This window comes from Bradyrhizobium denitrificans (assembly GCF_013179005.1).
GTDB lineage: Bacteria > Pseudomonadota > Alphaproteobacteria > Rhizobiales > Xanthobacteraceae > Bradyrhizobium > Bradyrhizobium denitrificans.
In genome coordinates this window covers 17,440-42,610 of record NZ_JABFDP010000048.1, presented here as the reverse complement: position 1 = coordinate 42,610, position 25,171 = coordinate 17,440, and the positions used below count along the sequence as shown (strand labels likewise).

Annotated in this window: 24 protein-coding genes; 15 read left to right on the top strand and 9 right to left on the bottom strand. The window is 65.9% G+C overall.

What is annotated here, in order from left to right:
* Positions 1-48 precede the first annotated feature (48 nt).
* The gene (locus HL671_RS35375; protein WP_041751491.1) at positions 49-780 is read right to left on the bottom strand and encodes an aspartate/glutamate racemase family protein; all 732 of its coding nucleotides are present in this window, start codon (positions 778-780) and stop codon (positions 49-51) included.
* A gap of 163 nt (positions 781-943) precedes the next feature.
* Between HL671_RS35375 and HL671_RS35370 the strand changes: the two genes are divergently transcribed.
* From HL671_RS35370 to HL671_RS35330, 9 genes are all read left to right on the top strand, one after another.
* Positions 944-1,540, top strand: a complete 597-nt coding sequence (locus HL671_RS35370) for a hypothetical protein (protein WP_012043854.1) — start codon at positions 944-946, stop codon at positions 1,538-1,540.
* A 94-nt stretch (positions 1,541-1,634) separates the two neighbouring features.
* Positions 1,635-2,222 (top strand): NnrU family protein, encoded by a 588-nt coding sequence (locus HL671_RS35365; protein ID WP_307769080.1) that lies wholly within the window; start codon positions 1,635-1,637, stop codon positions 2,220-2,222.
* 2 nt (positions 2,223-2,224) lie between these two features.
* A complete protein-coding gene (gene panB, locus HL671_RS35360) occupies positions 2,225-3,049 on the top strand; it encodes a 3-methyl-2-oxobutanoate hydroxymethyltransferase (RefSeq protein WP_012043856.1) in 825 nt (274 codons plus the stop codon).
* A gap of 181 nt (positions 3,050-3,230) precedes the next feature.
* Positions 3,231-4,826 carry a class I adenylate-forming enzyme family protein gene (locus HL671_RS35355; RefSeq protein ID WP_172243209.1) on the top strand — a complete coding sequence of 532 codons (1,596 nt, stop codon included), beginning with the start codon at positions 3,231-3,233 and terminating at the stop codon, positions 4,824-4,826.
* Between the two features lie 178 nt (positions 4,827-5,004).
* Positions 5,005-5,658, top strand: a complete 654-nt coding sequence (locus HL671_RS35350) for a tetratricopeptide repeat protein (protein ID WP_172243207.1) — start codon at positions 5,005-5,007, stop codon at positions 5,656-5,658.
* A gap of 65 nt (positions 5,659-5,723) precedes the next feature.
* Positions 5,724-6,260, top strand: a complete 537-nt coding sequence (locus HL671_RS35345; protein ID WP_012043859.1) for a hypothetical protein — start codon at positions 5,724-5,726, stop codon at positions 6,258-6,260.
* 83 nt (positions 6,261-6,343) lie between these two features.
* The gene (der, locus tag HL671_RS35340; protein WP_172243205.1) at positions 6,344-7,714 is read left to right on the top strand and encodes a ribosome biogenesis GTPase Der; all 1,371 of its coding nucleotides are present in this window, start codon (positions 6,344-6,346) and stop codon (positions 7,712-7,714) included.
* 258 nt (positions 7,715-7,972) lie between these two features.
* Positions 7,973-9,106, top strand: a complete 1,134-nt coding sequence (locus HL671_RS35335; RefSeq protein WP_172243203.1) for a helix-turn-helix transcriptional regulator — start codon at positions 7,973-7,975, stop codon at positions 9,104-9,106.
* Between the two features lie 85 nt (positions 9,107-9,191).
* Complete coding sequence (locus tag HL671_RS35330) at positions 9,192-10,460, top strand: TCR/Tet family MFS transporter (protein WP_172243201.1); 1,269 nt, start codon at positions 9,192-9,194, stop codon at positions 10,458-10,460.
* 66 nt (positions 10,461-10,526) lie between these two features.
* Here HL671_RS35330 and HL671_RS35325 read toward each other — a convergent pair whose 3' ends face one another.
* The 3 genes from HL671_RS35325 to HL671_RS35315 form a co-directional block, all read right to left on the bottom strand.
* Positions 10,527-11,753 carry an ABC transporter substrate-binding protein gene (locus HL671_RS35325; RefSeq protein WP_172243198.1) on the bottom strand — a complete coding sequence of 409 codons (1,227 nt, stop codon included), beginning with the start codon at positions 11,751-11,753 and terminating at the stop codon, positions 10,527-10,529.
* 143 nt (positions 11,754-11,896) lie between these two features.
* Positions 11,897-13,030 (bottom strand): NHL repeat-containing protein, encoded by a 1,134-nt coding sequence (locus HL671_RS35320; protein WP_172243195.1) that lies wholly within the window; start codon positions 13,028-13,030, stop codon positions 11,897-11,899.
* A gap of 67 nt (positions 13,031-13,097) precedes the next feature.
* Positions 13,098-13,742: a TetR/AcrR family transcriptional regulator gene (locus HL671_RS35315; protein WP_172243192.1), complete on the bottom strand. Its 645-nt coding sequence runs from the start codon at positions 13,740-13,742 to the stop codon at positions 13,098-13,100.
* Between the two features lie 166 nt (positions 13,743-13,908).
* Here HL671_RS35315 and HL671_RS35310 point away from each other — a divergent pair, with 166 nt between their 5' ends.
* From HL671_RS35310 to HL671_RS39040, 4 genes are all read left to right on the top strand, one after another.
* Entirely contained in the window at positions 13,909-14,811 is a 903-nt protein-coding gene (locus HL671_RS35310) for a DUF3313 family protein (protein WP_172243221.1), read from the top strand.
* Positions 14,808-16,046 carry a patatin-like phospholipase family protein gene (locus HL671_RS35305; RefSeq protein ID WP_172243189.1) on the top strand — a complete coding sequence of 413 codons (1,239 nt, stop codon included), beginning with the start codon at positions 14,808-14,810 and terminating at the stop codon, positions 16,044-16,046. Before HL671_RS35310 ends, HL671_RS35305 begins: the two co-directional genes overlap by 4 nt.
* Positions 16,043-16,381: a hypothetical protein gene (locus HL671_RS35300; protein ID WP_041750733.1), complete on the top strand. Its 339-nt coding sequence runs from the start codon at positions 16,043-16,045 to the stop codon at positions 16,379-16,381. Before HL671_RS35305 ends, HL671_RS35300 begins: the two co-directional genes overlap by 4 nt.
* 101 nt (positions 16,382-16,482) lie before the next feature.
* Positions 16,483-16,875, top strand: a complete 393-nt coding sequence (locus tag HL671_RS39040; RefSeq protein WP_172243186.1) for a 4Fe-4S binding protein — start codon at positions 16,483-16,485, stop codon at positions 16,873-16,875.
* An 86-nt stretch (positions 16,876-16,961) separates the two neighbouring features.
* Here HL671_RS39040 and HL671_RS35290 read toward each other — a convergent pair whose 3' ends face one another.
* The 5 genes from HL671_RS35290 to HL671_RS35270 all read right to left on the bottom strand — a co-directional run bounded on the left by HL671_RS35290 (position 16,962) and on the right by HL671_RS35270 (position 22,610).
* The gene (locus HL671_RS35290) at positions 16,962-17,705 is read right to left on the bottom strand and encodes an SDR family NAD(P)-dependent oxidoreductase (RefSeq protein WP_172243217.1); all 744 of its coding nucleotides are present in this window, start codon (positions 17,703-17,705) and stop codon (positions 16,962-16,964) included.
* A 308-nt stretch (positions 17,706-18,013) separates the two neighbouring features.
* Entirely contained in the window at positions 18,014-19,546 is a 1,533-nt protein-coding gene (purF, locus tag HL671_RS35285) for an amidophosphoribosyltransferase (protein WP_012043871.1), read from the bottom strand.
* 23 nt (positions 19,547-19,569) lie between these two features.
* Entirely contained in the window at positions 19,570-20,196 is a 627-nt protein-coding gene (locus tag HL671_RS35280) for a CvpA family protein (protein ID WP_012043872.1), read from the bottom strand.
* 169 nt (positions 20,197-20,365) lie between these two features.
* On the bottom strand, positions 20,366-21,865 hold the full coding sequence (gene radA, locus HL671_RS35275; protein WP_172243183.1) for a DNA repair protein RadA: 1,500 nt from the start codon (positions 21,863-21,865) through the stop codon (positions 20,366-20,368).
* A 19-nt stretch (positions 21,866-21,884) separates the two neighbouring features.
* Positions 21,885-22,610 (bottom strand): sulfite exporter TauE/SafE family protein, encoded by a 726-nt coding sequence (locus HL671_RS35270; protein ID WP_172243180.1) that lies wholly within the window; start codon positions 22,608-22,610, stop codon positions 21,885-21,887.
* A 613-nt stretch (positions 22,611-23,223) separates the two neighbouring features.
* Here HL671_RS35270 and HL671_RS35265 point away from each other — a divergent pair.
* Positions 23,224-24,567: a PEP-CTERM sorting domain-containing protein gene (locus tag HL671_RS35265; RefSeq protein ID WP_049795378.1), complete on the top strand. Its 1,344-nt coding sequence runs from the start codon at positions 23,224-23,226 to the stop codon at positions 24,565-24,567.
* A gap of 228 nt (positions 24,568-24,795) precedes the next feature.
* Complete coding sequence (locus tag HL671_RS35260; RefSeq protein WP_172243215.1) at positions 24,796-25,083, top strand: hypothetical protein; 288 nt, start codon at positions 24,796-24,798, stop codon at positions 25,081-25,083.
* The last annotated feature ends 88 nt before the right edge of the window (positions 25,084-25,171 follow it).

The window sequence follows — 25,171 nt, the reverse complement described above, 5'->3', positions numbered from 1 at the left end:
GAGCGTGCCGCTCGGGTGGTCGGCCCGTTACCCCATCTACATGCCGGCTCAGAGCGTCGTCCGCGCCTTCGGCAGCGGGAAGGCGAGATCGCCGTGCTTGGAGGTCTTCAGCCCGAGCCCAACCAGCGCCTCGGCAAAGCGCACCGCGGCGGCGACGCCGTCGATCACGGGAATGCCGAGCTCGGTGGAGAGATCCTGCGCGAGATCGGCCATGCCGGCGCAGCCGAGCACGATGGCGCCGATGCCGTCCTCGCGCAGCGCGGCCTCGCATTCGCCCAGCAGCGTGCCGCGCACATTGGCCTCTGGCTTGTCGAGGTCGAGCACCGCGACATCGACCGCGCGCACCTTCCTGCAGTGCTGCTCCATGCCATAGTTGCGCGCCAGATGCTCGGCGATGACCTTGGTGCGCGACAAGGTCGTGACGATGCTGAAATGCGTGGCGACGAAGCTCGCCGCGTGCATCGCCGCTTCCGCGATTCCGAGCACCGGCACGGCCGACAATTCGCGCGCGGCGAGCAGGCCGGGGTCACCGAAGCAGGCGATCACATGGGCGTGGCAGCCTTCTGCGTCGCCGGCCTCGACCTCCTTCAGCATCCCGACCGCGGCAATCGCCTCGTCGTAATGGCCCTCGATCGAGGCCGCGCCGAACCGCGCGGTGCGGCCGACGATCCGTGTGTGCGGGCTGGCGCTGGCCTGGGCGGCCTTCGCGATCAGCTCGGTCATCGTGACCGTCATGTTCGGGTTGATGACGTTGATCACGGTTTCGCTGTCGCGGCTCATCGGTGCATCCATCTGACGTCGTTCGCCGTGTTGTAGCCGAGTTCCGCTGCTATGGTCGAGGGCCGTCCGCGACGCGCGGAACCTGCAGACGTGACCAGCATTGGGCTTGCATTCACCACGTTCAACGACCAGCCCCGCTCTCATCGCTCCCTGAAGTGCCGCCATGCTTCGCGCCGTCCTGCTCATCCTGCTGATGCTGGCTACTCCGGCCACCGCCGACGCGCGGCGGCGCCAGATCAACCCGGTGCCGTTCGCACACACGCCGTGCAGCGTGCTCGACGAGCAGCCGTGCACGCCGTCCTTCTGCAGCATCTACGGGCCATGGCCCTGCATTCCCGAGATGAACTATCCCTACGGCCAGAACCTGCAGCTGACGATCGAGAGCCGGCCCGCCAAGGACCAGGCCGCCAAATATCAGAAGCCCGATCACGATCTCGACACGATCAGTGATCTGTTCGCCGCGCTCCGATCCTGCTGGACGCCGCCGTCGGAGGACAGTGCCCGTGCGGGCATGCAGATGACGGTGCGGTTCAGCTTCAAGCGGACCGGCGAGATGGTGGCGCCGCCGCGCGTCACTTTCGCGACATCGGGCGCCTCGGCCGACATCCGCGCGACCTATCTGAAGGCGATCAATGCCTCGCTCGACGCCTGCCTGCCGCTGAAGTTCACCTCGGGGCTCGGCGGCGCGCTGGCTGGCCGGCCGATTGCGATCCGCTATGTCGACAACCGCGACCTGAGCAAGACATCCGAGCAGCAATAGTGCCGTTCGTCGCCGCGGCCGGCGCCACATTGCGAGGCGGCCCCCGGAAATGATACCCAGGTCCCCACCGGGTGCGTGCACAAAGGGGGATGTCGTGGGACTTCTGGTGATGGTGGTGGGGCTGGTGCTGTTTCTCGGCGCCCATGTGTTCACGACGCGGCGCGAGGCGCGGGCGCAGGTCATCGCCCGGCTGGGCGAGGGCACCTACAAGCTGGCCTACACGGTCGTTGCGCTCGCCGGTCTTGCGCTGATCGTCTGGGGCTTTGCCGAGTACCGCAATGGCGGCGGTTGGATCCAGTTGTGGACGCCGCCGAAGGCGCTCAAGCACATCAATCTCGCTTTGATGCTGCCAGCCGTGATCATGATCGTCGCCGCCTATATCCGGGGGCGGATCTATACGACGCTGAAACATCCGATGCTGGCCGGTGTGAAGCTCTGGGCGTTCGGGCATCTGCTCGCCAATGGCGATCTCGGCGGCATCATCCTGTTCGGCTCCATCCTGGCCTGGGCCGTCTTCGACCGCATCTCGCTGAAGCGCCGTGCCGATGCTGGCGGGCCGCCGATCCCGGTCGGCGGCGTCGGCAACGACGTCATCGCGGTCGTTATCGGCATCGTCGTCTATCTGGCGCTGACCTTCGCATTCCATCCGGTCGTGCTCGGCATTCCGGTGATGGGAGGCTGACGATGTCCGTCCAAGCGCCGACCCGTCGCCAGACCGCGCCGGGCCTCCGGGCCCGCAAGGGGGGTGAGCCGATCGTCATGCTCACCTCCTATCACGCCCACACGGCCGCGATGATCGACCGGCATTGTGACGCGATCCTCGTCGGCGACTCTCTCGGCAATGTCATGCATGGGTTCGAGACGACCGTGCCGGTGACGCTGGACATGATGATCCTGCACGGGCGCGCCGTGATGCGTGGCTCGCGCCAGGCGCTCGTCGTGGTGGACATGCCGTTCGGCTGCTATGAGGCGAGCAAGGAGGAGGCGTTTCACGCCGCGGCGCGACTCCTGAAAGAGACCGGGTGCGGCGCGGTCAAGCTCGAGGGCGGCGTGCGCATGGCCGAGACCGTGCGGTTTCTCTGCGAGCGCGGAATTCCGGTGATGGGTCATATCGGTCTGACGCCGCAATCGATCAACACGCTCGGCAGTTTCCGCGCCCAGGGCCGTCAGGCCGACAGCTGGGCCCCGATCGAGAACGACGCGCGCGCAATCGCGGAGGCGGGAGCCTTTGCAGTTGTGATCGAGGCGGTGGCCGAGCCTCTGGCGCGCAAGATCACGCAGGAGGTGGCCATTCCGACGATCGGGATCGGCGCAAGCGCGGCCTGCGACGGCCAGGTGCTGGTGCTCGAAGACATGCTCGGACTGTCACCGAAGGTCCCAAAATTTGTCCGTCGCTACGGCAATCTTGGACAGGCGATCGAGGATGCCGTGACGGCCTTCGCGGCGGATGTGCGCTCGCGGGGCTTTCCGGCGGCCGAGCATGTCTACGGGATGGAGCGTGAGGGATAGCGCGGTCCGCGACGCAGTGACGCCGCAGGCGCGTTCCCTCCTCGTGCTCGGCATTCCCGGTATCGGCAATCGGCGCTGGTCGACGCGGGGATTCTGCCACACATTCCGGCGTCGCTCCGGGAGCGGCGCCGATCCGAACGGGTTGGCAAGCAAGAAGAACAATTGAAGGGGAGGCGATCCGATGCAGTGGTCGCAGCATGCCGAGATCAAGCCGATGCGGTGTGAGCAGCGCTTCGGCGACCGCGTGGTGCCGCTGTTTACGGACCGTCCGCCGACCATCTGGGCCATGGTCGAAGCGGCGGTCGCGCGCAACGGCGATGGCGAGGCGCTGGTCTGCGGCGCCGTGCGGCTGTCATGGCGGCAGGTGGCCGACGCTGCGGCGCGGATCGCGTCGGGTTTGCACGCCAAGGGCCTGTGCCGCGGCGATCGGCTGGCGCTGCTGCTCGGCAACCGCATCGAATTCGTGCTCACGCTGCTGGCCGCGGCCAAGCTCGGTCTCGTGACGGTGTTGCTGTCGACGCGGCAGCAGACGCCGGAGATTGCCTATGTGCTGAACGATTGCGGCGCCCGGCTGCTGCTGCACGAGGCTGCGCTCGCAGGCCGGCTGCCGGCCGGCGACGTGACGCCCGAGCTCGCCGGGCGGATCGCGGTCGATGACGACCCGGCGCGCTCCGGCTTCGCCGCGCTGACCGATCAGCCGGTCCATAGCGAGCGGGTCGAGATCGCCGAAGAGGACACTGCGATGATCCTCTACACCTCCGGCACCACGGGGCGGCCCAAGGGCGCGATGCTCGCCCATTGCAACATCGTGCATTCCTCGATGATCTACGAGGCCTGCCTGGGGCTCACGGCCGCCGACCGTTCGATCGCAGCCGTTCCGCTCGGCCATGTCACCGGCGTGGTGGCCAACATCACCAGCATGGTGCGTTGCGCCGGCACCTTGATCATCATGCCGGAGTTCAAGGCCGGCGACTATCTCAAGCTCGCGGCGCGCGAGCGGGTGACCTACACGGTGATGGTCCCCGCAATGTATAATCTGTGCCTGCTGCAGCTCGACTTCGACAGCCATGATCTGTCGTCCTGGCGCATCGGTGGCTTCGGCGGCGCGCCGATGCCGGTCGCCACCATCGAGCGCCTCGCCGCCAAGATTCCCGGGCTCCGGCTGGTGAACGCCTACGGCTCCACCGAGACCACCTCGCCTTCGACCTTGATGCCGCCGGTTCTCACGGCCCGCCACCTCGACAGCGTCGGCCTGCCTTGTCCGGGCGCCAGCATCCTGGTGATGGACGCCGACGGGCGGGAGTTGCCGCGCGGCGAGATCGGCGAGATCTGGATCGGCGGCGGCCAGGTCATCAAGGGCTATTGGAACCGGCCCGACGCCACTGCGGAAAGCTTCACCGCCGGCTACTGGCATTCCGGCGACCTCGGCTCGATCGATGCTGACAATTTCGTCCGGGTGTTCGACCGGCAGAAGGACATGATCAACCGCGGGGGGCTCAAGATCTATTCGGCGGAGGTCGAATCGGTGCTGGCGAGCCACCCGGCGGTGGTCGAAAGCGCGATCATCGCCCGGCCATGTCCGGTGCTCGGTGAACGGGTCCATGCCGTCGTGGTTACCCGCGAGCCCACCAGCAGCGAGACCCTGCGCAGCTGGTGCGCCGAGCGGCTGTCGGACTATAAGGTGCCCGAGACCCTCATCGTGACCCCGGACCCTTTGCCGCGCAACGCGAACGGCAAGGTGATGAAACGGCAGTTGCGCGAGGCCTTGACGGCGTGATAGCCGCGTTCCGACGTCGTGGCAGAACCGGGGAGTAAAGCCTTGATTCGGCTGGACTCGCCTTGCCACCGCCATACCGATGCGGTATCGGCGGCCGCGTGCGAGCGATGTGGAGCTCGTGCGGCACTTCAATACCATCCGCCGCGCGATCGCAGCGGACCTCATGGGAAATGGCTAAGTGTCTGAATTTTATGATGAAGTAGACGAAGAGGTCCGCCGGGAGCAGCTCAAGAGGCTGTGGGACCGCTATTCGATCTTTATCATTGCGATCGCGGTGCTGATCATCGCCGGCGTCGGCGGCTGGCGTGGTTACCAGTATGCCGAGGGCAAGAAGGCCGCCGAGGCGGGATCGGCCTTCAACAAGGCCATCGAGCTGTCCGAGCAGAACAAGCGCGAGGAGGCCGAGAAGGCCTTTGCCGAGGTCGCAGCGACCGCCCCAGCGGGTTACCGCATGCTGGCGCGATTCCACCAGGCCGCCGAGGCGGCGGGGCGCGACAAGGCGGCGGCGGTGAAGCTTTATGACGAGCTGGCGGCCGATCGCAGCATCGGCGCCGAACAGCAGTCGATGGCGCGCCTGCGCGCGGCCGGCCTGCTGGTCGATACGGCTCCGTATCCGGACCTGAAGCAGCGGCTCGAAGGCGAGGCAGCGTCCGGCGCGCCGTTCCGCCACGCTGCACGCGAGCTGCTGGCCCTGTCGGCCTGGAAGGCTAACGATGCCGCTGCGGCTCGCCAATGGCTCGACATGATCGCACTGGATGGCGAGACCCCGCCGGGCCTGCGCTCGCGCGCCGAAGCGCTGCAGGCGCTGCTGCCCGCCGTGGCCAAGAGCTGACAAGAGCTGACACGCGCTGATCTGAAGAGCTGACGGCGAAACTGACATTGATCGGAATCACGACCATGCGCCGCCCCCAACGTCTCATTGCCTTGACTGTCCTCGTCGCGCTCTCGGGCGTGCTCGGCGGCTGCGCGAGCGGGGGCAGTTTCGATCCCTCCGACCTGCTCGACTTCCTGGATACGAAGAAGAAGCTGCCGGGAGAACGCAAGCCGGTGTTCCCGGAGGGCGTACCCGGTCTTGAGCAGGGCGTGCCGAAAGACCTCTACAAGGGCGCCCAGCAGCAGCAGATGGCCGATCCGGGCGCACAGGCGGCGGCTCCGGCGGCCCCGCCGGAAGAGCCCAAGGGCAAGAAGGGCGCCAAGGGCCGGCAGCAGGCTGCGGCGCCCAGCGCGGCGCCCGCGTCTGAGCCGCAGGATGGTGAAGCCGCGGCGGTTGAGGAGGGGGCCGGTGCCGTTCCTCCAGCGCCGAAGCCCAAGAAGATCGCGCGCCGCCGCACCACCGCGCCGCCGCCCGACGATACCGCCCCCGCGCAGCAGCCGGCGCGCCAGTCCGGCAGCGCCTTCCCGGCGCCGGTGCCGAGCGGCTCGTTCAACCGTTAAGCCCGTCTGCCGATCGCCCCATCGCCCGTTTCGGTTTTGCGGCCGAATGCGCTAAAGCTGCGCGCTCACGCGCACGGATCATCATGTCCTTCACCATCGCCATCATCGGCCGACCCAATGTCGGCAAATCGACCCTGTTCAACCGTCTGGTTGGACAGAAGCTGGCGCTCGTCGACGACATGCCCGGCGTCACCCGCGACCGTCGCGAAGGTGAGGCCAAGCTTGGCGATCTCCAGTTCACGATCATCGATACCGCTGGCCTCGACGAGGGGCCGAAGGGATCGCTGACCGCGCGGATGCAGGAGCAGACGGAGACCGCGATCGCGCTGGCCGATGCGCTGTTCTTCGTCATCGATGCGCGTGCGGGCCTGACCCCGGCGGACCGTGCCTTTGCCGATTTCGCCCGCCGCGCCGACAAGCCGGTGCTGCTGCTCGCCAACAAGAGCGAGGGCAAGCATGGCGAGCTCGGCGCCATGGAGTCCTATGCGCTTGGCCTCGGCGACCCCATCCAGATCTCGGCCGAGCATGGCGAGGGCATGGGCGAGCTCTACGATGCCCTCAGGGGACTCGTGCCGGAGACCGAGGACGAGGTGGACGAGCACGAGGAGACCGACGAGGAGCGGGCCGCCCGCCCGATCCGCGTCGCCATCGTCGGCCGTCCCAATGCCGGCAAATCGACGCTGATCAACCACCTGCTCGGCGAGGAGCGGCTGCTGACCAGCCCCGAGGCCGGGACGACCCGCGATTCGATCGCGGTGGAGATCGAATACAAGGGCCGCGGCTTTCGCATCTTCGATACCGCAGGTCTGCGCCGGCGCTCGCGCATCGAGGAGAAGCTCGAGAAGCTGTCGGTGGCCGACGCGCTGCGCGCGGTGCGCTTCGCCGAAGTGGTCGTGCTGATGATGGACGCGCAGAACCGCTTCGAGGAGCAGGACCTGCGTATCGCCGATCTGATCGAGCGCGAGGGCCGCGCGCTGGTCATCGCCGTCAACAAATGGGACCTGATGGAGAGCAAGCCCGGCCAGATCTCCGCGCTCCGCCATGATGTCGATCATTGGCTGCCGCAGGTGTCGGGCGTGCCGATCGTCGCGGTGTCGGGCCTGATGGGCGAGGGCATCGACCGGCTGATGCAGGCCATCGTCGAGTCCTATGCCGTCTGGAACCGGCGCGTGCCGACGGCGGCGCTGAATCGCTGGTTCGAGGAGGCGATCGCTAACAATCCGCCGCCTGCGGTGTCGGGCCGCCGCCTGAAGCTGAACTACATTACCCAGACCAAGGCGCGACCGCCGAGCTTCGTGCTGTTCTGCTCGCGCGCCGATGCGATCCCGCAATCCTATCTGCGTTATCTCATCAACTCGATGCGCGAGACCTTCGAGCTGCCGGGCACCCCGGTGCGCATCACTCTGCGCGAGAAGGCCAACCCGTTCGCTCACAAGCGCAAGCGGCCGTCCTAGACCGGACCGACGGCCGCGTACGCCTCTGCGCCTTGCTCGCCGCGTCTGCAGGGCTGCGTGACCGCGCGCACATCCCTCTCCATCGTCACCGCGCTAATCCGCGCCGGTCTCGCCATGAGGCGAGACGTGGTCTGGAAGTCGGTGGAGCCCTGCCTTTCGTCGCATCCGTCCAAGTTCACAGGTCCGAGCCATCCTATGAAGGGGGATCGGAGTGGCGGTGGGCGTTCGGCGCGCGACATTGCAGGTTGGAGAGATGCGATGGCGGATGCCGATGACGTGCTCGATCTGGTGGGAGACATCTACGATGCGGCGCTGGACCCGTTGCGTTGGCCCGAGGTGGTCGGCCGCGCCGGACAATTCGTCGGCGGCCAAGTGGCGTCGATCTTCTCCAAGAGTCCGATCGCGGGCGGTGGCGATGTGCTGTGTCAGTCCGGTATCGATCCGCATTACTGCCAGCTGTATTTCGACAAATATGTGAAGCTCGATCCGGCCACGACCGGGCAGTATTTCGCTGAGATAGGTCAGCCGATCGCGGTCTCCGACCTGATGCCGCAGGACGAGCTGCGCCAGACCCGCTTCTATCGCGAATGGGCGGCGCCGCAGGGCATGGTCGATTTCATCTCGGCCGTGATCGACAAATCTGCGACCACGGCAGCGCTGTTCGGCGTGTTCCGCTACGAGTCCGATGGCCTGGCTGACAACGCGGCACGCATGCGCATGCAGCAGATCGCACCGCATATCCGCCGCGCCGTGATGATCGGCCGGCTGATCGATCTGAAATCGGCACAGGCGTCGGCGTTCGCCGAGGCGCTGGAACGGATGACGTGTGGCATCGGCCTCGTCGACAGGCTCGGGCGGCTGGTGCACGCCAACGCAGCTGGGCAGCAATTGCTCGATGCCGGCGATCCGCTGTTCGTCCGTGACGGTCGCCTCGCGGCGCGCGATGGCCGGACGGATCACATGCTGCAGGATTTCATCGTTCGCAGCGGCGGCGGCGATGCCGCGCTCGGCACCGGCGGCACCGCCATGCTGATGACCTCGCAGAACGGCCAGCACCATGTTGCGCACGTGCTGCCGCTGACATCGCGCGACCGCCAGGCCGTGGGGCGCGCCTATGCGGCGAGCGCTGCGATCTTCATGCGCCGTACAATGATCGAGCCGCCACAATCTCCCGAGCTGATCGCAACAGCCTATCGGCTCACGCCGACCGAATTGCGGGTGTTGCTCGGCATTGTCGAGATCGGCGGTGTTCCCGAAGTCGCGTGCCTGCTCGGGGTCGCCGAGACCACGATCAAGACGCATCTGCGCCGCGTCTTCCTCAAGACCGGGGCCGTGCGGCAGGCCGATCTGGTCAGACTGGTCGCCGGCTTCATGTCACCGCTTGCCTCCTGAGCCCGCCGCATTGCCGGCCTCGACCACGCGTGTATAAGTCGGCGTTCGTCCCGCGCGGCTGCGGGCGATCACCCGATGGCAGGCCATGGTCGACACCGAGCTGGCGAGTTCCGACGGCGTACCGTCGCCGCAGGCCCCGCGCCGCGGCGCCGTCGCTTTCATCTTCGTCACCATCCTGCTCGATATGCTCGCGCTCGGGCTGATCATGCCGATCCTGCCCAAGCTGATCGAGGGCTTTGTCGCCAATGACACCGCGCAGGCAGCACGGATCTTCGGCCTGTTCGGCACGGCCTGGGCACTGATGCAGTTCGTGTTCTCGCCGGTGCTCGGCAGCCTCTCCGACCGGTTCGGCCGGCGGCCGGTCATCCTGCTCTCGAACTTCGGCCTCGCCGCGGACTATGTGCTGATGGCGATGGCGCCGTCGCTGGCGTGGCTGTTCATTGGCAGGCTGATCTCCGGCATCACCTCGGCCAGCATTTCCACGGCCTTTGCCTACATCGCCGACCTCACGCCGCCAGAGCGGCGCGCCGCGATCTTCGGCCGCATGGGAGCGGCGTTCGGCGCCGGCTTCGTGCTCGGCCCGGCGACCGGCGGATTGCTGGGCGATATCGATCCGCGGCTGCCGTTCTGGGCGGCCGCCGGACTCAGCTTCGTCAATGCGGTCTATGGATTGTTGGTGCTGCCGGAATCGCTGGGGCACGAGCGGCGCAGTCCGTTCCGCTGGCGGACCGCGAACCCGCTCGGCGCACTGCAATTGCTGCGCTCCGACCGCATGCTGGCCGGGCTGTCCATGGTCAACTTCATCACCCAGCTCGCCCATGTCGTGCTGCCGTCGACCTTCGTGCTCTACGCCACCTACCGCTATGGCTGGGATACGCGCACGGTCGGCCTGACGCTGGCGGTCGTCGGCGTGTGCGCCATGGTGGTGCAGGGCGGGGCGGTCGGCTGGATCGTGCGTTCGCTCGGCGAGCGTGGCGCCTTGCTGCTCGGCCTGTGCAGCGGCACGCTGGGCTTTCTGATCTTTGGCCTCGCGCCGACCGGGATGCTGAGCTGGCTCGGCATTCCTGCGATGGCGCTCTGGGGCGTCTCCGGCGCGGCGATCCAGGCGCTGATGACACGGCTGGTGCCGGCGGACCGGCAGGGCCAGCTGCAGGGCGCGACGTCGAGCGTGCAGAGCATGGCCCAGCTCGCCGGGCCGTTCCTGTTCACGCTGACCTTCGCCTATTTCATCGGAGCCACCGCGCCGGTGCATCTGCCCGGCGCGCCGTTCCTGCTGGCGTCGATGCTGTTGGTCGTCGCGCTCGCGATCGCGCTGCGGACGATCCGCGCCGCGACAGCCGCATCCTCATCCTGAGACGTTGCGCGAGACCCGAGACGGCGCTGGCGCCGCCTCGGAGTCATGATCGATTGGATCAGGAGATTACTTCTTGACCAGCGGGCACTCGCTGGCTTCCAGCGGCTTCGCGGCGTCCTCCGGCGCGATGGTCGCGATCAGCTTGTAATAGTCCCACGGATATTTGGACTCTTCGGGCTTCTTGACCTCGAACAGATAGGCCGGGATCAGGCGGCGGCCGTCGGCGCGCAGCGGGCCCTTGCCGAACAGCGGATCGTCGGTCGGGATCTCTTTCATCTTGGCCACGACCTTGGCACCGTCGTGCGGATTGCCGCCCAGCGCGTCCAGCGTCTTCAGGTAATGCAGCATGCCGGCGTAGACACCGGCCACCGTCATCGACGGCATCGTGCCCTTGGGGGACAGCTTCTGGAAGCGCTTGGACCATTCGCGGGTCTTGTCGTTCAGATCCCAGTAGAACGACTCGGTGAAGGTCAGGCCCTGCGCCACCTTGAGTCCGAGTGCATGCACGTCGTTGACGAACAACAGCAGCGCGGCGAGCTTCTGGCCGCCCTGGACAATGCCGAATTCCGATGCCTGCTTGATCGCGTTGGTGGTGTCGCCGCCGGCATTAGCGAGGCCGATGACCTTGGCCTTCGACGATTGCGCCTGCAGCAGAAACGAGGAGAAATCGGCGGTGTTGAGCGGATGCTTGACCGAGCCGAGCACCTTGCCGCCATTGGCGGTGACGACCGCCGAAGTGTCGCGCTCCAGCGCATGGCCGAACGCGTAGTCCGCGGTCAGGAAGAACCAGCTGTCGCCGCCGGCCTTGGTCAGCGCCTTGCCGGTGCCGTTCGCCAGCATGTAGGTGTCATAGGTGTAGGAGATGGTGTTGGCGTTGCAGGCCTTGCCGGTGAGGTCAGCGCTCGCACCGCCGGAATTGATCAGGATCGAGTTCTTTTCCTTGACCAGATTGGAGACCGCGAGCGCGACGCCGGAGTTCGGCGTATCCATGATCACGTCGACCTTCTGGGTGTCGATCCACTGCCGGCCGATATTGACGCCGATGTCGGGCTTGTTCTGGTGATCGCCGCTGATGACCTCGATGGTCCAGCCTTTTGCCTTCATGCCGGAATCTTCGACCGCCATGTTGATCGCGGCCACCGAGTTGGGACCGCCGATATCGGCATAGAGGCTCGACATGTCGTTGAGCACGCCGATCTTGACGACCTTGTCGTCGGCGAAGGCGGAGCCGGCAAAGCTGAGCGTGGTGGCGGCAAGCAACGCGGCCATCCGCCGCGCATGAGACGTGGTCATTCAGTCCTCCCTGGTGTCGTGTCGCGGCGGGGGCTTCTTGGGCGCCCTTTGCCGGCTGCCGTCCTGATTAGCTGGTCTTCCGAGTTGCGGCAATGCGCCAAAGGGGGGAGGCGCGCCCAAGCTTTGGGCGTCTCGCTCGAGCGTTAACGCAGCGCGTCCGAGGTCAGCCTGAACTTCTGAATGCGCTTACCGGTGTCGACCTCGGCGGTATAGACGTTGCCGGACTTGTCGACGGCCATCGCATGCACCCAGTGAAACTGACCGGCATTGCGGCCATTATGGCCGAAGCTGCCGACTACGCTGCCGTCGTCCCGCCTGATGATCCGGATCTCGTTGTTCTCGCCGTCCGCCGAGAGCAGATAGGTCTGCTTCGGATCGGGCCAGATCGCGATGTCCCACACCGCGCCATTGCCGAGCGTGGTCTTCTCGAAGAACCACTCGGTGACGAAGGTGCCGTCCTTCTTGAATACCTGGATGCGGTCGTTGATGCGGTCGCAGACATAGACGAGGCCGTCATCGGCAATTTTCACGCAGTGCACGGGATTGCCGAATTGCTGGGCGACGGGCGCCTTGGGATCATAAGGCGGCTGCCTGGTGTCGTCGGGGACATGGCCATAGGCGCCCCAGTGGCGCTTGTAGGCCAGCGTCGTCGCATCGAACACGATGACGCGCCGGTTGCCATAGCCGTCGGCGACATAGATCTCGTTGGCATCCTTGTCGATCGCCGTCTCCGCCGGCTTGCCGAGCTGGGTGGTGTCGTTCGATCCCTTGCTCGGCGCGATCGATCCGATCTGCGCGACGAATGTTCCGTCGAGCGTGAATTTCAGGATCGCATTGTCATTGTCGGCATTGCCGCCGATCCACACGAAGCCGCGATCATCGACCTCGATGCCATGCTCGCGGCCGACCCATTCATAGCCGGGGCCCGGGCCACCCCAGGCGCGCAACAGATTGCCGTCGGTGTCGAATTCCAGCACCGGCGGTGCCGGGATGCAGCATTTCGAGCGTGGCGGATTGAGCGCTGCGCCCTTCTCGTCGTCGGTCAGCGAGCGCGGCCGGTGAATCACCCAGATGTGCCCGTTGGCATCGACGGTGATGCCGCCGACCTGGCCCAGGATCCAATTGTTCGGCAGCTGCTTCGGCCAGGACGGCTCGACGGCGAAGGTCGGGATGTCAGCGGCGCTGACCATGTGCGGGAGCAGCAGGCTCACGGTGGCGATGATCAGCGAAAGAGCCCGGGCGAAGCCGATCGCCGGCCCGCGCGATGCGCGCGTCATGCCATCCTCCCTGTCATGCTGCGGTTGACCGCTTATTGCTGCAGTCAATCGCGCGCCGGGAGCGGTGTCAATTGCCGCCGCCCTCTGGGCGCTGCGCGTCTGCAGGAGCAGGCTCCCGCCTTGCGGGCGGCCTGAGGAAGCGCGTGATCATGATACGAAGATGGTCCGTGCTCTGCTTGATGTCAGCCGCGGGATTGCGGATCGGCAGTGCGCGCGCGCCGTCGACGATCGCAACCAGGATGTTCGCGGTTGCTTCGGGATCGAGGCCGGGATCGACGTCGCCGCGCTGCTGGGCCTTCGCAAGGAAATCCACCAGCAGCCGCCGGATGCCGCGGCCCTGGTCCTGGACGATGCGGGCGAAGCTCGGATTGCGGCAGGCCTCGGCCAGCGCCTCGGCGCTCAGAACCTGGGCTTCGCGACGGCGGATGCTCGTCGTCTCGAGCTCCGTCAGGAACGCCTCGATGACGTCGGGGGAGGCCAGGATCGCTTCGAATCGCGATGCCGCATGCGCGAGGCTGTGCTGAACGAGGGCCTCGATGATGGCTTCCTTGCTGCCGAAGTAGTGATAGAGGTGACCGGGGCTGATCTTGGCCGCGGCGCAGATGTCCGTGGTGCTGGCGCCGTGAAATCCGTCCCTGACGAAGCAGGACAGGGCGGCCTGGAGTATCTCCTGCCGCTTCTGCTCATGCCTGACCGGATCGACCTTCCTCATCGCCCCAGATCCTGCTTGCCCAACTCTCGCCTCACTTTGTCCGGCTCCGTCAACTCTTTGTAATATAAAATAATATTTCCGGCCGCTCTATTCTAGAGAATTTGATCTAGTTTAATTGGACAAGCGGTGAAGCTTGTGAGACTTAATTAGAGTGAGCTATCTATCAATGGGTCTCCCCGGCATATCGCGTCTCGTCCCGCTGAAGTGGACGGCGCTTGCGTCTCTGGCTCTGACCACGGCCGGCTGTGCCACGGCGCCGCTGGAGCGGGCCGGCTCGCTGCGCAGCTACGACAGTCTCGCCGACGCCAACGGGCTGGTGACGCGGGCGCAGATCAAGGCGGACAAGAAGGAGCTGCTGGAAGCCAAGACGATCCGGCTCGAACCGACGGCGTTCCCGGCGCGCCCCGATGTCGCCCTGAACGACGATGAGCGGAAGCTGGTGGCCAACGCGATCAGCCGCGAAATGTGCCTGAGATTGAGCGAGAGGTTCCAGATCGTCCTGCCCGGTGAAGAGGCCGATCTGATCGTCAGGGCCACGGTCACGCATGCCACGGCGACGAATGCGACCGCGTCGGCGGCATCGCAGGCGGCCTCCATCGCCAAGACCGTGGCGCTGCCGGGGGTTCCGGTGCCGGTGCCGCGGCTTCCGGTCGGGCTCGGCACGCTGTCAGTCGAGGCCGAGGCGCGCAACTTCGCCGGGTTCCAGAAGGCGGCCATGGTGTGGGCCCGCAGCGCCAATTCGGTGTCCACGGCACGCATGGCCAAGGACGGCGACGCCTACGACCTCGCGTCCGAATTCGGCGCCGATTTCGCCAAACTGGTATCGACCGGGGAGTCCCCCTTTGGCGGTCTGCCGTCGCTGCCAGCGGCCTCGACCCTGCCGGCCAAGCTGGGTGGCGCTCCCAAATATGCCGCATGTGAGCAGTACGGACGCTTTCCCGGCCTGAAGGGCTTCGTCGGGGCCGGCCTTGGCCTGCCGCCCGACTGGACCGACAAGGGCGCCGACGAAGCCAGGCCCGGCACGCCGCAGCCTGCGGTCGCCAGCGTGGAGCAGCAAGCGTCGCGATGAAGTCTGCCGTCTCTTTCCGCGCTTTGGCCCCGCGCGTCGCGCTCGCTTTCGCAGCGTCGCTGCTGCTGGCGGCATGTGCCGCCGTGATGCCGCGCAATGCACTGCCCGAGGTGGCCGCCGTCGCGGCCGAGCCGGTCGGCTTCCGCGACGTGCGTTATTGGGGCGATGAACCGGCGCCGCATTTCGCCGAGGCCGCGATGCAGCGCGCGTCGGCCGAGATCGCCAGCTCGCGTCCGCTGAATTTCCTGGCGATCTCCGGTGGCGCGGAGAACGGCGCGTTCGGCGCCGGGCTCCTGGTCGGCTGGAGCGAGGCCGGCAACCGGCCGTCGTTCGACATGGTGACCGGCGTGAGCTCGGGCGCGCTGATGGCCCCATTCGTCTTTCTCGGCCGCGAACACGACGATCGGCTGCAGGAGGTCTTCACCGCCTATGAGCGCAAGGACATCTTCACGGTCAATGTCCCCGGCCTGCTGCAGGGCTCGGCGCTTGCTGACAACACGCCGCTGTCGCGGCTGATCGAGAAATATGTCGACCGCGACTTCTTGCGCGACATTGCCCGCGAGAGGCGCAAGGGCAGGGTGCTCTTGATCGGCACCACCAATCTCGATGCGCAGCGGCCGGTGCTGTGGGACATGGGCCGCATCGCCGCGGCCGACACGTCGGAGGCCGTCGATCTGTTCCGCAAGGTGCTGCTCGCCTCCGCCACCGTCCCCGGCGCCTTCGCGCCCGTGCGCATCAAGGTGAAGATCGGCGACAAGGACTATGACGAGCTCCACGTCGATGGCGGCGTCACAAGGCAGGTTTTCATCGGCCCCTCGGTGCTGCGTCTGGTCGCCGGCCGCGGGCCACGCAGGACCGTCAACGGCGCGCATCTTTATGTCATCCGCAATGCCCGCATCGATCCGCAATGGGAGAGCGTCGGCGCCGACGTGCTGTCGGTCACCCAGCGCTCGCTCTCGACGCTGATCAAGAACCAGGGCATCGGCGATATCTATCGGATCTATTCGGTGGCGAAATTCAACGGCATTGATTTCAATCTCGCGAGCGTGCCCGGAGACTTCCAGGTCAAGGCTGACGGTCCGTTCGATCGCAGCTACATGACGGCGCTGTTCGACCGCGGCCACGACATGGGCCGGCGCGGCTATCCCTGGGTGAAGAGCCTGCCGGGGCTCGAGTCCAACGATCATGGCATCACGGCCCAGTTGCCCGCACACACCATGGCGGCGGCGCGATGAACCGTCGTCGCATCAACCCCGGAGCGATGCGGACGGCTGCGCGATGCGCCTTGGCCGCAACGGCGCTGTGTGTCGTGTCGCTGGTCGGCGGCTGCACCACGTCGGGCACGACCCCGTCGGCCACCAGCCCGTCCGCCACGGCGACGCAGTTCGGCACCACGTACAATTATCTCCCAGTCAACGACCTGCCCCAGGACGACCAGCGCCCCGTGCTGTCTCCGGAGCAGCAGGAGAAGCTGCGCAAGGAGCTCGCGGCGGTGCGCGATCGCCAGGTCCCGGCTGCGGGCAAGGCGCCCGCCGCCAAGCCCGGCGCGACCACTGCTGCCGCGAAATAGCGGCAAGCGACGTTCGATGTTTCGCAGCAGGTTTGCGCCGGCGCGTCGACGACCACGCGCGAGATGCGCCGGCTGACAGGTTTCGAATGGGAGTAGAACGCGTGACCGACCATACCGAGCCGACGCCATCGAAGCGAACCAATGCCGCCAAGGCGCGCAAGGCGGCGCAACATCCGAAGCGTCCAGGCGCGGGCTGCAAGGCGGAGCCGGGCGCCTTCGTTCCGGTCGTGGATCACAACAGATGCGAGGCGAAGGGCGATTGTGTCGAGGTGTGTCCCTACGACGTGTTCGACGTCGCCCCGATCCGCGATGCAGACTTCCGCACGCTGTCCTTCCTCGGCAGGATGCGCGTCCGCTTTCACGGCATGAAGACGGCGTATACGCCGAACAGCCAGCTGTGCCTCGCCTGCGGCCTGTGTGTTGTCGCCTGTCCCGAGCGCGCGATCGATCTCGTCGCGGCCGCTGCACGCGAGGACCATCCGCTATCGCGCTGAACGCGGCGGCACGGCGAGGCCGCATGACGTCAGCATGGCCTCGCGACGATCGGCATCGCGCTTGCCGAACGCGCCAGTTCGCCGCGTTAGGCCGGTGGCTGGAAGCTCTTCAGCGCGCGGCTCTTGTACTCGTAGAGCTTTCCAGTTTCCGTCCAGGACGGCAGGCACATCGGCACGATGAACTCGGCGACCTGCTCGGGCGTCTCCAGGGTCATCGGGTCTTCGCCGGGAAACACGGTGGCGCGCATGCGGGTGCGGATCGGCCCCGGGCTGAACAGGTTCACGCGCAGGGGCGTGCGCTCGGTCTCATGGGCCCAGACCCGCGCCAGCGTTTCCACCGCCGCTTTGGTCACCGCATAGGGGCCCAGATAGGCCTGCGCCTTATGGGCGGCGCCGGAGGTCAGGAACACGGCGCGACCGGCGTCGGAGGCCTTCAGCAGCGGCTCCATGCAGCGGATCAGCTGGACGTTGGCGGTGAGATTGACCGTGAGCACATCGTTCCACGCCTTCAGGTCGATATGGCCGAGCGGCGAGGAGGGGCCGGGCACAGCGGCGTTGCCGACGAGGATGTCGAGCCGGCCATGGCGCTCGTGCAGCGCGGCGCCGAGCCGCGCGATGCCGTCGGTATCGGCCATGCTGAGCGGCACCAGCGTGGCGCCGTTGCCGGTCTCTTTGCGGATCTCGTCATCGAGTTCCTCGAGCCCGCCTTGCGTGCGTGCAACAGCCACGACATGCGCGCCGGCGCGGGCAAGCGCCCGCGCGGTCGCGTAGCCGATGCCGCGCGAGGCGCCGGTGACCAGGGCAATCCGATTGGCGAGGGGTAGGGTCATCATGCAGCGTCCATCGTCGTCCTGGCCTCATGCGCGTCGCATTATGCGCTGAGCGCGCGAACCGCCAGGACCAATCCTCCGGGCCTTATGATGGAGTTGGAGGCCCGTGGCTAGTGTCACAGGATAACCGGGAACAGCTCGTTTTGGTTTCCGGCACCGGCTTCAGGGACGGCGCGTTGCAGTCACGCGGCGGCACAGCGAGGCGGCGAATCCGGAAGCTCCGGATGACCGCATCAGACACCGGGAGCGTCCGGGTCCGATGCCTCGCATCGTCCCGGATCCCTCTGTGGTAGCGCCGGGCGGGAGCCTCAGCTCGCTTCCGCCAGCAACGACAGCTGATGCTGCGTCGGCTCGACCAGCGATTGGTCGGTCAGATGGGTCGGATAATTGCCGGTGAAGCAGTGGTCGGCATATTTCGGCGCTGCGGGGTCGCGGGCCGGCTCGCCCATCGCCCGGTACATGCCGTCGATCGACAGGAAGGCCAGCGAATCGGCGCCGATCAGCTCGCGCATCTCCTCGAGCGAATGCGTTGCCGCCAGGAGACCACCGCGATCCGGCAGATCGATGCCGTAATAGTCGGGGTAGAGGATCGGCGGTGACGCCAGGCGGAAATGCACCTCGGTGGCGCCGGCATCGCGCATCATGCGCACGATCTTGCGCGAGGTGGTGCCGCGCACCAGCGAGTCATCGATCAGGATGATGCGCTTGCCTTCGATCGCGGCACGGTTGGCCGAGTGCTTCATGCGCACGCCGGATTCGCGGATCGCTTGCGTCGGCTGGATGAAGGTGCGGCCGACATAGTGATTGCGGATGATGCCGAGCTCGAACGGCACGCCGGAATGCTGGCTGTAGCCGATCGCCGCCGGCACGCCGGAGTCCGGCACCGGAACGACGACATCGACATCGGGATGGCTCTCGCGCGCGAGCTGCGCGCCGAACGCCTTGCGCACCTCGTAGACCGAGCGGCCGCCAACGATGGAATCGGGGCGGGCGAAGTAGATATATTCGAACACGCAAGGCCGCGCCGGCTTGGGCGGGAACGGCTTGTGGCTGTGCGCGCCGGTTTCATCGAAGATCACGACTTCGCCGGGCTCGATGTCGCGGATGTAGCGCGCGCCGATCATGTCGAGCGCGCAGGTCTCGGACGCCAGGATCGGGCAGCCGTCGAGCTCGCCATAGACCAGCGGGCGGATGCCCAGGGGATCGCGGGCGCCGATCAGCTTCTTGTTGGTCATGCAGACCAGCGAATAGGCGCCTTCGAGCGCGCGCAGCGCCTCGATGAAGCGGTCGATGAAATTGGTGCGCCGGGAGTGCGCGACGAGGTGCAGGATCACCTCGGTGTCGGTGGTCGACTGCATGATTGCGCCGGCGCGTACCAGCTCGCGGCGCAGAGTGAGGCCGTTGGTGAGGTTGCCATTGTGGCCGACGGCGAAGCCGCCGGCGCCGAGCTCGGCAAACAGCGGCTGCACGTTGCGCAGGATGGTCGCGCCGGTCGTGGCGTAGCGGACATGGCCGATCGCGGCATTGCCGGGCAGCCGTTCGATCACCTCGCGGCGGGAGAAGGTGTCGCCGACCAGGCCGAGCCGGCGCTCGCTGTGAAAGCGCGTGCCGTCATAGGACACGATGCCGGCGGCCTCCTGGCCGCGATGCTGGAGCGCATGCAGGCCGAGTGCGGTGATCGCGGCGGCATCGCTGTGCCCATAAATGCCGAACACGCCGCACTCTTCGCGCAGCGTGTCTCCGTCCAGGTCAGGGTCTCTGAGGTCAGCTTGAGGTCCGAAGTCCAGATCCGCGTGGGAGTCCGTTTGGGCTTCGCCGGAAGAATCGTGGTGCAGGTCCATCGCGCCTCTCTTCTGGGCTTGGCTTACTTGGCCGCGGGTTTTTCGATCAGCTTCTTCAAGCTGTCGCGGGCAGGCTTGCTGTACCCATCGCCGCCCACTCCGGGCGACTCGGTGTCAGTCTGGTCGTCGTCCGGCTTGTTCTTCTTGAATTTCTTTAAAATGGTGTTCTCGGGATCATCAGGCAAGAGCGACATCAGCCAATCCCCGGTTCCCTGCAGCACCACCCGCGATTTCGCCGCGGTGACCCAGTCGGGACGCTGCTTATCCGGAACCAGCCAGCTGAAGAACAGGAAGGCGACCACGACGATCAGGAGGCCACGGCCCAGTCCAAACAGGAAGCCGAGGGTCCGATCGAGCGCGCCGATGCGCGAATCGAGGATCATGTCGGAGATCTTCACCGTGATCACCGAGACGATCAGCAAGGTGCCGACAAAAGTACCGGCGACGACCACCACGCTCGCGACCGTGTCGTTGTTGAAATAGGTCTTGGCGGTCGGCAGCAGCTTGGAGAATGAATAAAGCGTTACCAGAGCCGCCGCGCCCCAGGCCGCAATCGACAGGACCTCGCGCATGAAGCCGCGAACCATCGCGAGCAGCCCCGAGATCAGCATGACGCCGAGCAGGATGAGATCGAGGATCGTTATCGGCATCGGCTGATCAGGTCCGCTTCACAGGTCCAAGGTTCGCGTCGCGACGACGAGGACCGCCCTCCAGGCGGAGGAGAGCAGGGGTCCCCGGCAAATCCGGATGCCGCACGCTCCCGTGCCAGCCCGGATGCGGGGTTGTATAGCGGCGAGTCATGGGAACGTCACGGTCCGCCTAGCCGTCCTGACGGCGGAATCTCGCTGGTGTGGCATTTTTTTCGGCATGGCTCGGGGCGCGGCGGCCCTGATCCCGCATATCGCCATCGTCGCGAGCCGCGTCCTGGCGGCCGCGAGGGGTTCCGCGCGCGGCAATGTCGGCCACCAGGCTGGTCAATCCGCCGACGGTATTCAAGACGAGGCCGGCATCGCCTCCGGCCTCGCCGCGCGCGCGCTCCGGCAGCACGACGCGGCCGAAGCCGAGCTTGGCGGCTTCCTTCAGCCGCGCCGAGGTCTGCGCCACCGGTCGAACCGCGCCGGACAGCGAGATTTCGCCGAAATAGACTGCATCCGGCGGCAGCGGCGCGTTGACCAGCGACGACACCAGCGCCGCGGCGGCGGCCAGATCCGCCGCCGGCTCGTGGATGCGCAGGCCGCCGGCAACATTCAGATACACGTCGTAGCCCGACAGTTTGACGCCGCAATGCGCTTCCAGCACCGCCAGCACCATCGACAGCCGGCTCGGATCCCAGCCGACCACGGCGCGGCGTGGCGTGCCCAGCGAGGTCGGCGCCACCAGCGCCTGGATTTCGACCAGCACTGGCCGCGTGCCCTCGATCCCGGCGAACACGGCGGTGCCGGGGCTGCCGAGATCGCGCTCAGACAAGAACAGCTCGGAGGGATTGGTGACCTCGCGCAGGCCGAGCCCGGTCATCTCGAACACGCCGATCTCGTCGGTCGGGCCAAACCGGTTCTTGACCGCGCGCAGGATGCGGAACTGCTGCGAGCCTTCGCCCTCGAACGACAGCACCGCGTCGACCATGTGTTCGACGACGCGGGGGCCGGCGATCTGGCCGTCCTTGGTGACATGGCCCACCAGGATGATGGCGGCGCCGGATTTCTTGGCGAAGCGAATCAGCATCTGCGCCGAGGCGCGGACCTGGGTGACCGTGCCCGGTGCTGATTCGACCGTGTCGGTCCACATCGTCTGGATCGAATCGATCACGATCAGCCGGGGCACGCCGCCCTCGGACAGCGTCGAGATGATGTCTTCGACCGAGGTCTCGGACGCGAGTTGCACCGGGGCGTCGGCGAGCCCCAGCCGCTCGGCGCGCAACCGCACCTGGGCCACCGCCTCCTCGCCGGAGATGTAGACCGCGCGATGGCCGGCGCGCGCCAGCATCGAGGTGGCCTGCGTCAGCAAGGTCGATTTGCCGATGCCGGGATCGCCGCCGACCAACAGCACCGAGCCGCGGACGAAGCCGCCGCCGGTGACGCGGTCGAGTTCGGTCATGCCCGACGACAGCCGCGGCGCGTCGATGCTCTTGCCGGTCAGGGATTCCAGCTGGAAGGTGCGGCCCTTGCGCTTGGAACGCAGCGACACCGGCGCCGAGGTCGCGCCCGTGGTGTCCTCTTCCGCCAGCGTGTTCCACTCGCCGCAGGCCTCGCATTTGCCCTGCCAGCGCGAATAGGCCGCGCCGCAATTCTGGCAGACGAAGGAGAGGGCATTCTTGGCCATGAGCGGAGAATCGATGCGGTCAGGAGTGGGTGGCGTTCCATAACATACTTAGGCCCGCGGCCAGCATGATGCCATCCATGACCAGGCGGAACACATCCGGCTTCATGTGCAGGACGAAGCGCTTGGCGACGAAGGCGCCGGCCATCAGCGAGCCGCCGGCGATCAGGCCCTTGAGCAGGATATCCGGCGTCAGCGCGCCGAATCGCTGGAAGGTGACGGATTTCGACAGATAGAGCCCGAGCGAGCTCGCGGCTTCCGTGGCGAGGAAGGCGCCCTTCGACAGGCCATAGAACAGGAACAGCGGTACGCTGAGCGGCCCGGTCGAGACCACGATACCGGTCAGAAATCCGATGATCGCACCGCCCAGCGCAAGATGCCAGAGATTGGCCTTGATCTCATGGCGCGTCAGCCAATGCCGTACCGGCACCATGGCCATCAGGAACAGCCCGATCGTGATGTCCACAGCTTGCGAGGGCAGGATCAGGAGCGTGCGCGCGCCAAGCGCCGCCGCCGGAATGCCCGTCACTGAATAGGCCGCGCAGGCGCGCCAGTCGACCTCGCGCCACCACGCCAGGATGCGCGACAGGTTCGCCATCACCGCGGCAACCGCCATGATCGGCACCGCCTCCTTCGGTCCGTATTCATAAGCGAGAACCGGCATCAGCATGATCGACGAGCCGGTGCCGACGATGCCCGACAAGGTGCCGGCGATGAGGCCGACGGCGAGGACGAACAGGAAGCCCAAGAGTGTTCTCCTCCGCGATCGGGACGGGATCTCTCCCCACGTCGTTGCGAGTGCAGTGTTCAGTGTGGATGCGTAGCTTATTCCCCTTCGGAGACATAGTTGACTTCTTCAGGCGTCCACAAATCGATGTCTGCGATCTGATGTGCGGAAATAAAGCCCCGAACTCGCTGCTGCTCGTCAGCCTTTGGAGAAAGTGAGCAGCCGACGGTGCGACGACGTGGTGCTGGTCACGCTGGTAATACTACCCGGTGGCGTGCAAATGGACGACTATTGTCCTCACACAGGGTGAAGCGTCTCCGACGGCTTGCCGCACGCAAAGTCATCGCGCGCCGTGCCGCGACACGTTGACACGCTTAAGAGGCGGCGTCATACTTGATTATGCATTTTGTCAAAATCGTCTGAACTACAATTGACCTGGCTCATTAGCGCCAGATCATGAGGCGCGCTGCTGTCAAGCCGCCAACGATCAGGCGTCAAGCGAACAACAATTAAGCTAACGCTCTTAAAACTAACAATAATCCAACTAACAAGTCAGAAAATTTCGCATAGGGCCGCGCGCCAAGCGCCGCTCGATCGCTTTCCGAATATGAATCTGATCACAGGGGGTGGACAGATGAAGGAAGGTTTTGCCGTCTCGCCGTCGAGCGTATTATCCAACGTTTTCTTGGTCGCGTTGACAGCCGGTTCGTGGTGCGGTCCGGCCGTTGCCAGTGCGATCACGGTCAGCGATCCTTATGTGCAGTGGTATAATGTCGGACCCAACAATCTCGACTTTCAATCCGGCCAGTTCATCCGCTATGGCGCTACCAGCGTCGTCCCCAATGGTCCGACTGGTGGGACGACCGGATATGCCACCACGGTCAATGCCGCCACGGGCAACATGATTACGTTCGGCATGATCGGCCAGAGCAGCCCGGCCACGCCCAATTTCTTCACTGGGCTGACGCGGATCTGCTCGCCGTGCAGCGCGAGCGCTAACAACAATCCGGCCAATCTCACCAACCCTTTTACCTTCCACTACACCAATGGCGCGGATACTGCGACGGTTCAAAAGAGCCTGGCGGGGACGGCGGAGATCCCGTTCGTCCGTAGCATCACGCTGTCCGGCACAGCACAGGCGCCGACCTTCAGCTGGTCACCGCCGCCGGGGACGACGGTCAACGGCTATCGCATCAACATCTATCAGAACAATCTGGAGACGTTCAATTCCAACCATCAGGTGATCGATTCCGGCCAGGTGACCACGAAGAATGTCGGTCCTGGTGTGACCTCCTACACGGTCACGCCCGCGGATTTCACCCACGGGGTCGCGCTCGCCACCAACACGCAATACACGATCGAGATCAGTGCGCTGCAGACCCGGGACGGCTCGACGGTGGTGCTGAACAACGGCAATGTCAGCGCGATGTCGCGCGTCTATTCCAATTTCCAGATACTGCCGAATTCACCTGGGCCAATCAATCTGCCGACCACGACCGTCCAGAACGGTCAGGTTACCTACGGCTTCAACCTCACCGTCGCGCCGGGGGTGACCTACAATATCGATCCCGCAAGCGCGATCGGATACATCTACAGGACCGGTGCCGGCGATCCCAATTTCGCCAGCGTCACCCTGCCGACCGGAAATTCGGGTCTGTTCGACCTGCTGCTGTGGAACGGAACCCAATGGATCTCGGAAACCAAGCTCGCCGGCGGGCAATTGTTCAGTTTTGCCGGCTCCGGCGTCAATCAGTTCGAGGTACTCGGCATCAATCCCGGTGTCGATCCCGAGAACCCGCTGGCCTTCATCACCGCGGTGACATTCGAGGGACCGGGAAATTTCACCGGCACCATGACGCCGATCACCGATGCAGTGCCGGAACCGTCCACCTGGGCGATGATGATCCTTGGCTTCCTCTGCCTCGGCTACATCGGCCTCCGCCGCTCGCCCAGCGCAACGACAGTGTCGGCGGCTTGAGGATCGCATCCTGAAGTGAGCAGCCGCTCGTTGGCGGCGTCTCGCTCGTTGTCGCCTCACCAAGTCATGGCGAGCTCAGCTCGCGATGCTGAGAGGGCTGCGTGGTTAACAACTGGTTCGACGGGAATCAAAAACGCCGATGATTGTGCGTCTGCATCTTTAAAAGTTGAAGCGTATTCGTCGCATGTCCGTTGGTGATTTCGGACGCTGACGATGAGCAAACAACCAATGTCCTTGCCGACACCGCCGTCCAAGACGGCAACCGCCGAAGCCGAGTGTCCCTGGTTCGCAGCCGCGATGCTGGCCATGGAAGCCGGCGAAGTGATCCGCTTGCGGTTGGAGAAGTTCGCGCGCGGCGAAGCCGATGCGGGCGAAGAGGCGGAGCTGATGGTCAACGAAAAGATCGTTGCAGCGCTGGAGGCAACTGCGAAGCTGATGGCGGGGGCGAGCCCGGCGGCGATCGTCGATCTCTATCGCGACTACGTGGCGGCGAACGCCAGGCGGCTTTCCGCGTGACGCGAACGCCGTGCGCGGAGACCGCGCCGGCACGCAGTCGCTGGCGGCGACTCCGCGGAGGCTGATACGGCCGACGCGGCCCTCCGCG

Bases quoted from the DNA above. Each gene is read 5' to 3' on its own strand.
- HL671_RS35375 (WP_041751491.1), bottom strand. From the start codon at position 780: ATGAGCCGCGACAGCGAAACCGTGATCAACGTCATCAACCCGAACATG.
- HL671_RS35370 (WP_012043854.1), top strand. From the start codon at position 944: ATGCTTCGCGCCGTCCTGCTCATCCTGCTGATGCTGGCTACTCCGGCC.
- panB (WP_012043856.1), top strand. From the start codon at position 2,225: ATGTCCGTCCAAGCGCCGACCCGTCGCCAGACCGCGCCGGGCCTCCGG.
- HL671_RS35355 (WP_172243209.1), top strand. From the start codon at position 3,231: ATGCAGTGGTCGCAGCATGCCGAGATCAAGCCGATGCGGTGTGAGCAG.
- HL671_RS35345 (WP_012043859.1), top strand. From the start codon at position 5,724: ATGCGCCGCCCCCAACGTCTCATTGCCTTGACTGTCCTCGTCGCGCTC.
- der (WP_172243205.1), top strand. From the start codon at position 6,344: ATGTCCTTCACCATCGCCATCATCGGCCGACCCAATGTCGGCAAATCG.
- HL671_RS35335 (WP_172243203.1), top strand. From the start codon at position 7,973: ATGGCGGATGCCGATGACGTGCTCGATCTGGTGGGAGACATCTACGAT.
- HL671_RS35330 (WP_172243201.1), top strand. From the start codon at position 9,192: ATGGTCGACACCGAGCTGGCGAGTTCCGACGGCGTACCGTCGCCGCAG.
- HL671_RS35325 (WP_172243198.1), bottom strand. From the start codon at position 11,753: ATGACCACGTCTCATGCGCGGCGGATGGCCGCGTTGCTTGCCGCCACC.
- HL671_RS35320 (WP_172243195.1), bottom strand. From the start codon at position 13,030: ATGACGCGCGCATCGCGCGGGCCGGCGATCGGCTTCGCCCGGGCTCTT.
- HL671_RS35315 (WP_172243192.1), bottom strand. From the start codon at position 13,742: ATGAGGAAGGTCGATCCGGTCAGGCATGAGCAGAAGCGGCAGGAGATA.
- HL671_RS35310 (WP_172243221.1), top strand. From the start codon at position 13,909: ATGGGTCTCCCCGGCATATCGCGTCTCGTCCCGCTGAAGTGGACGGCG.
- HL671_RS35305 (WP_172243189.1), top strand. From the start codon at position 14,808: ATGAAGTCTGCCGTCTCTTTCCGCGCTTTGGCCCCGCGCGTCGCGCTC.
- HL671_RS35300 (WP_041750733.1), top strand. From the start codon at position 16,043: ATGAACCGTCGTCGCATCAACCCCGGAGCGATGCGGACGGCTGCGCGA.
- HL671_RS35290 (WP_172243217.1), bottom strand. From the start codon at position 17,705: ATGACCCTACCCCTCGCCAATCGGATTGCCCTGGTCACCGGCGCCTCG.
- purF (WP_012043871.1), bottom strand. From the start codon at position 19,546: ATGGACCTGCACCACGATTCTTCCGGCGAAGCCCAAACGGACTCCCAC.
- HL671_RS35280 (WP_012043872.1), bottom strand. From the start codon at position 20,196: ATGCCGATAACGATCCTCGATCTCATCCTGCTCGGCGTCATGCTGATC.
- radA (WP_172243183.1), bottom strand. From the start codon at position 21,865: ATGGCCAAGAATGCCCTCTCCTTCGTCTGCCAGAATTGCGGCGCGGCC.
- HL671_RS35265 (WP_049795378.1), top strand. From the start codon at position 23,224: ATGAAGGAAGGTTTTGCCGTCTCGCCGTCGAGCGTATTATCCAACGTT.
- HL671_RS35260 (WP_172243215.1), top strand. From the start codon at position 24,796: ATGTCCTTGCCGACACCGCCGTCCAAGACGGCAACCGCCGAAGCCGAG.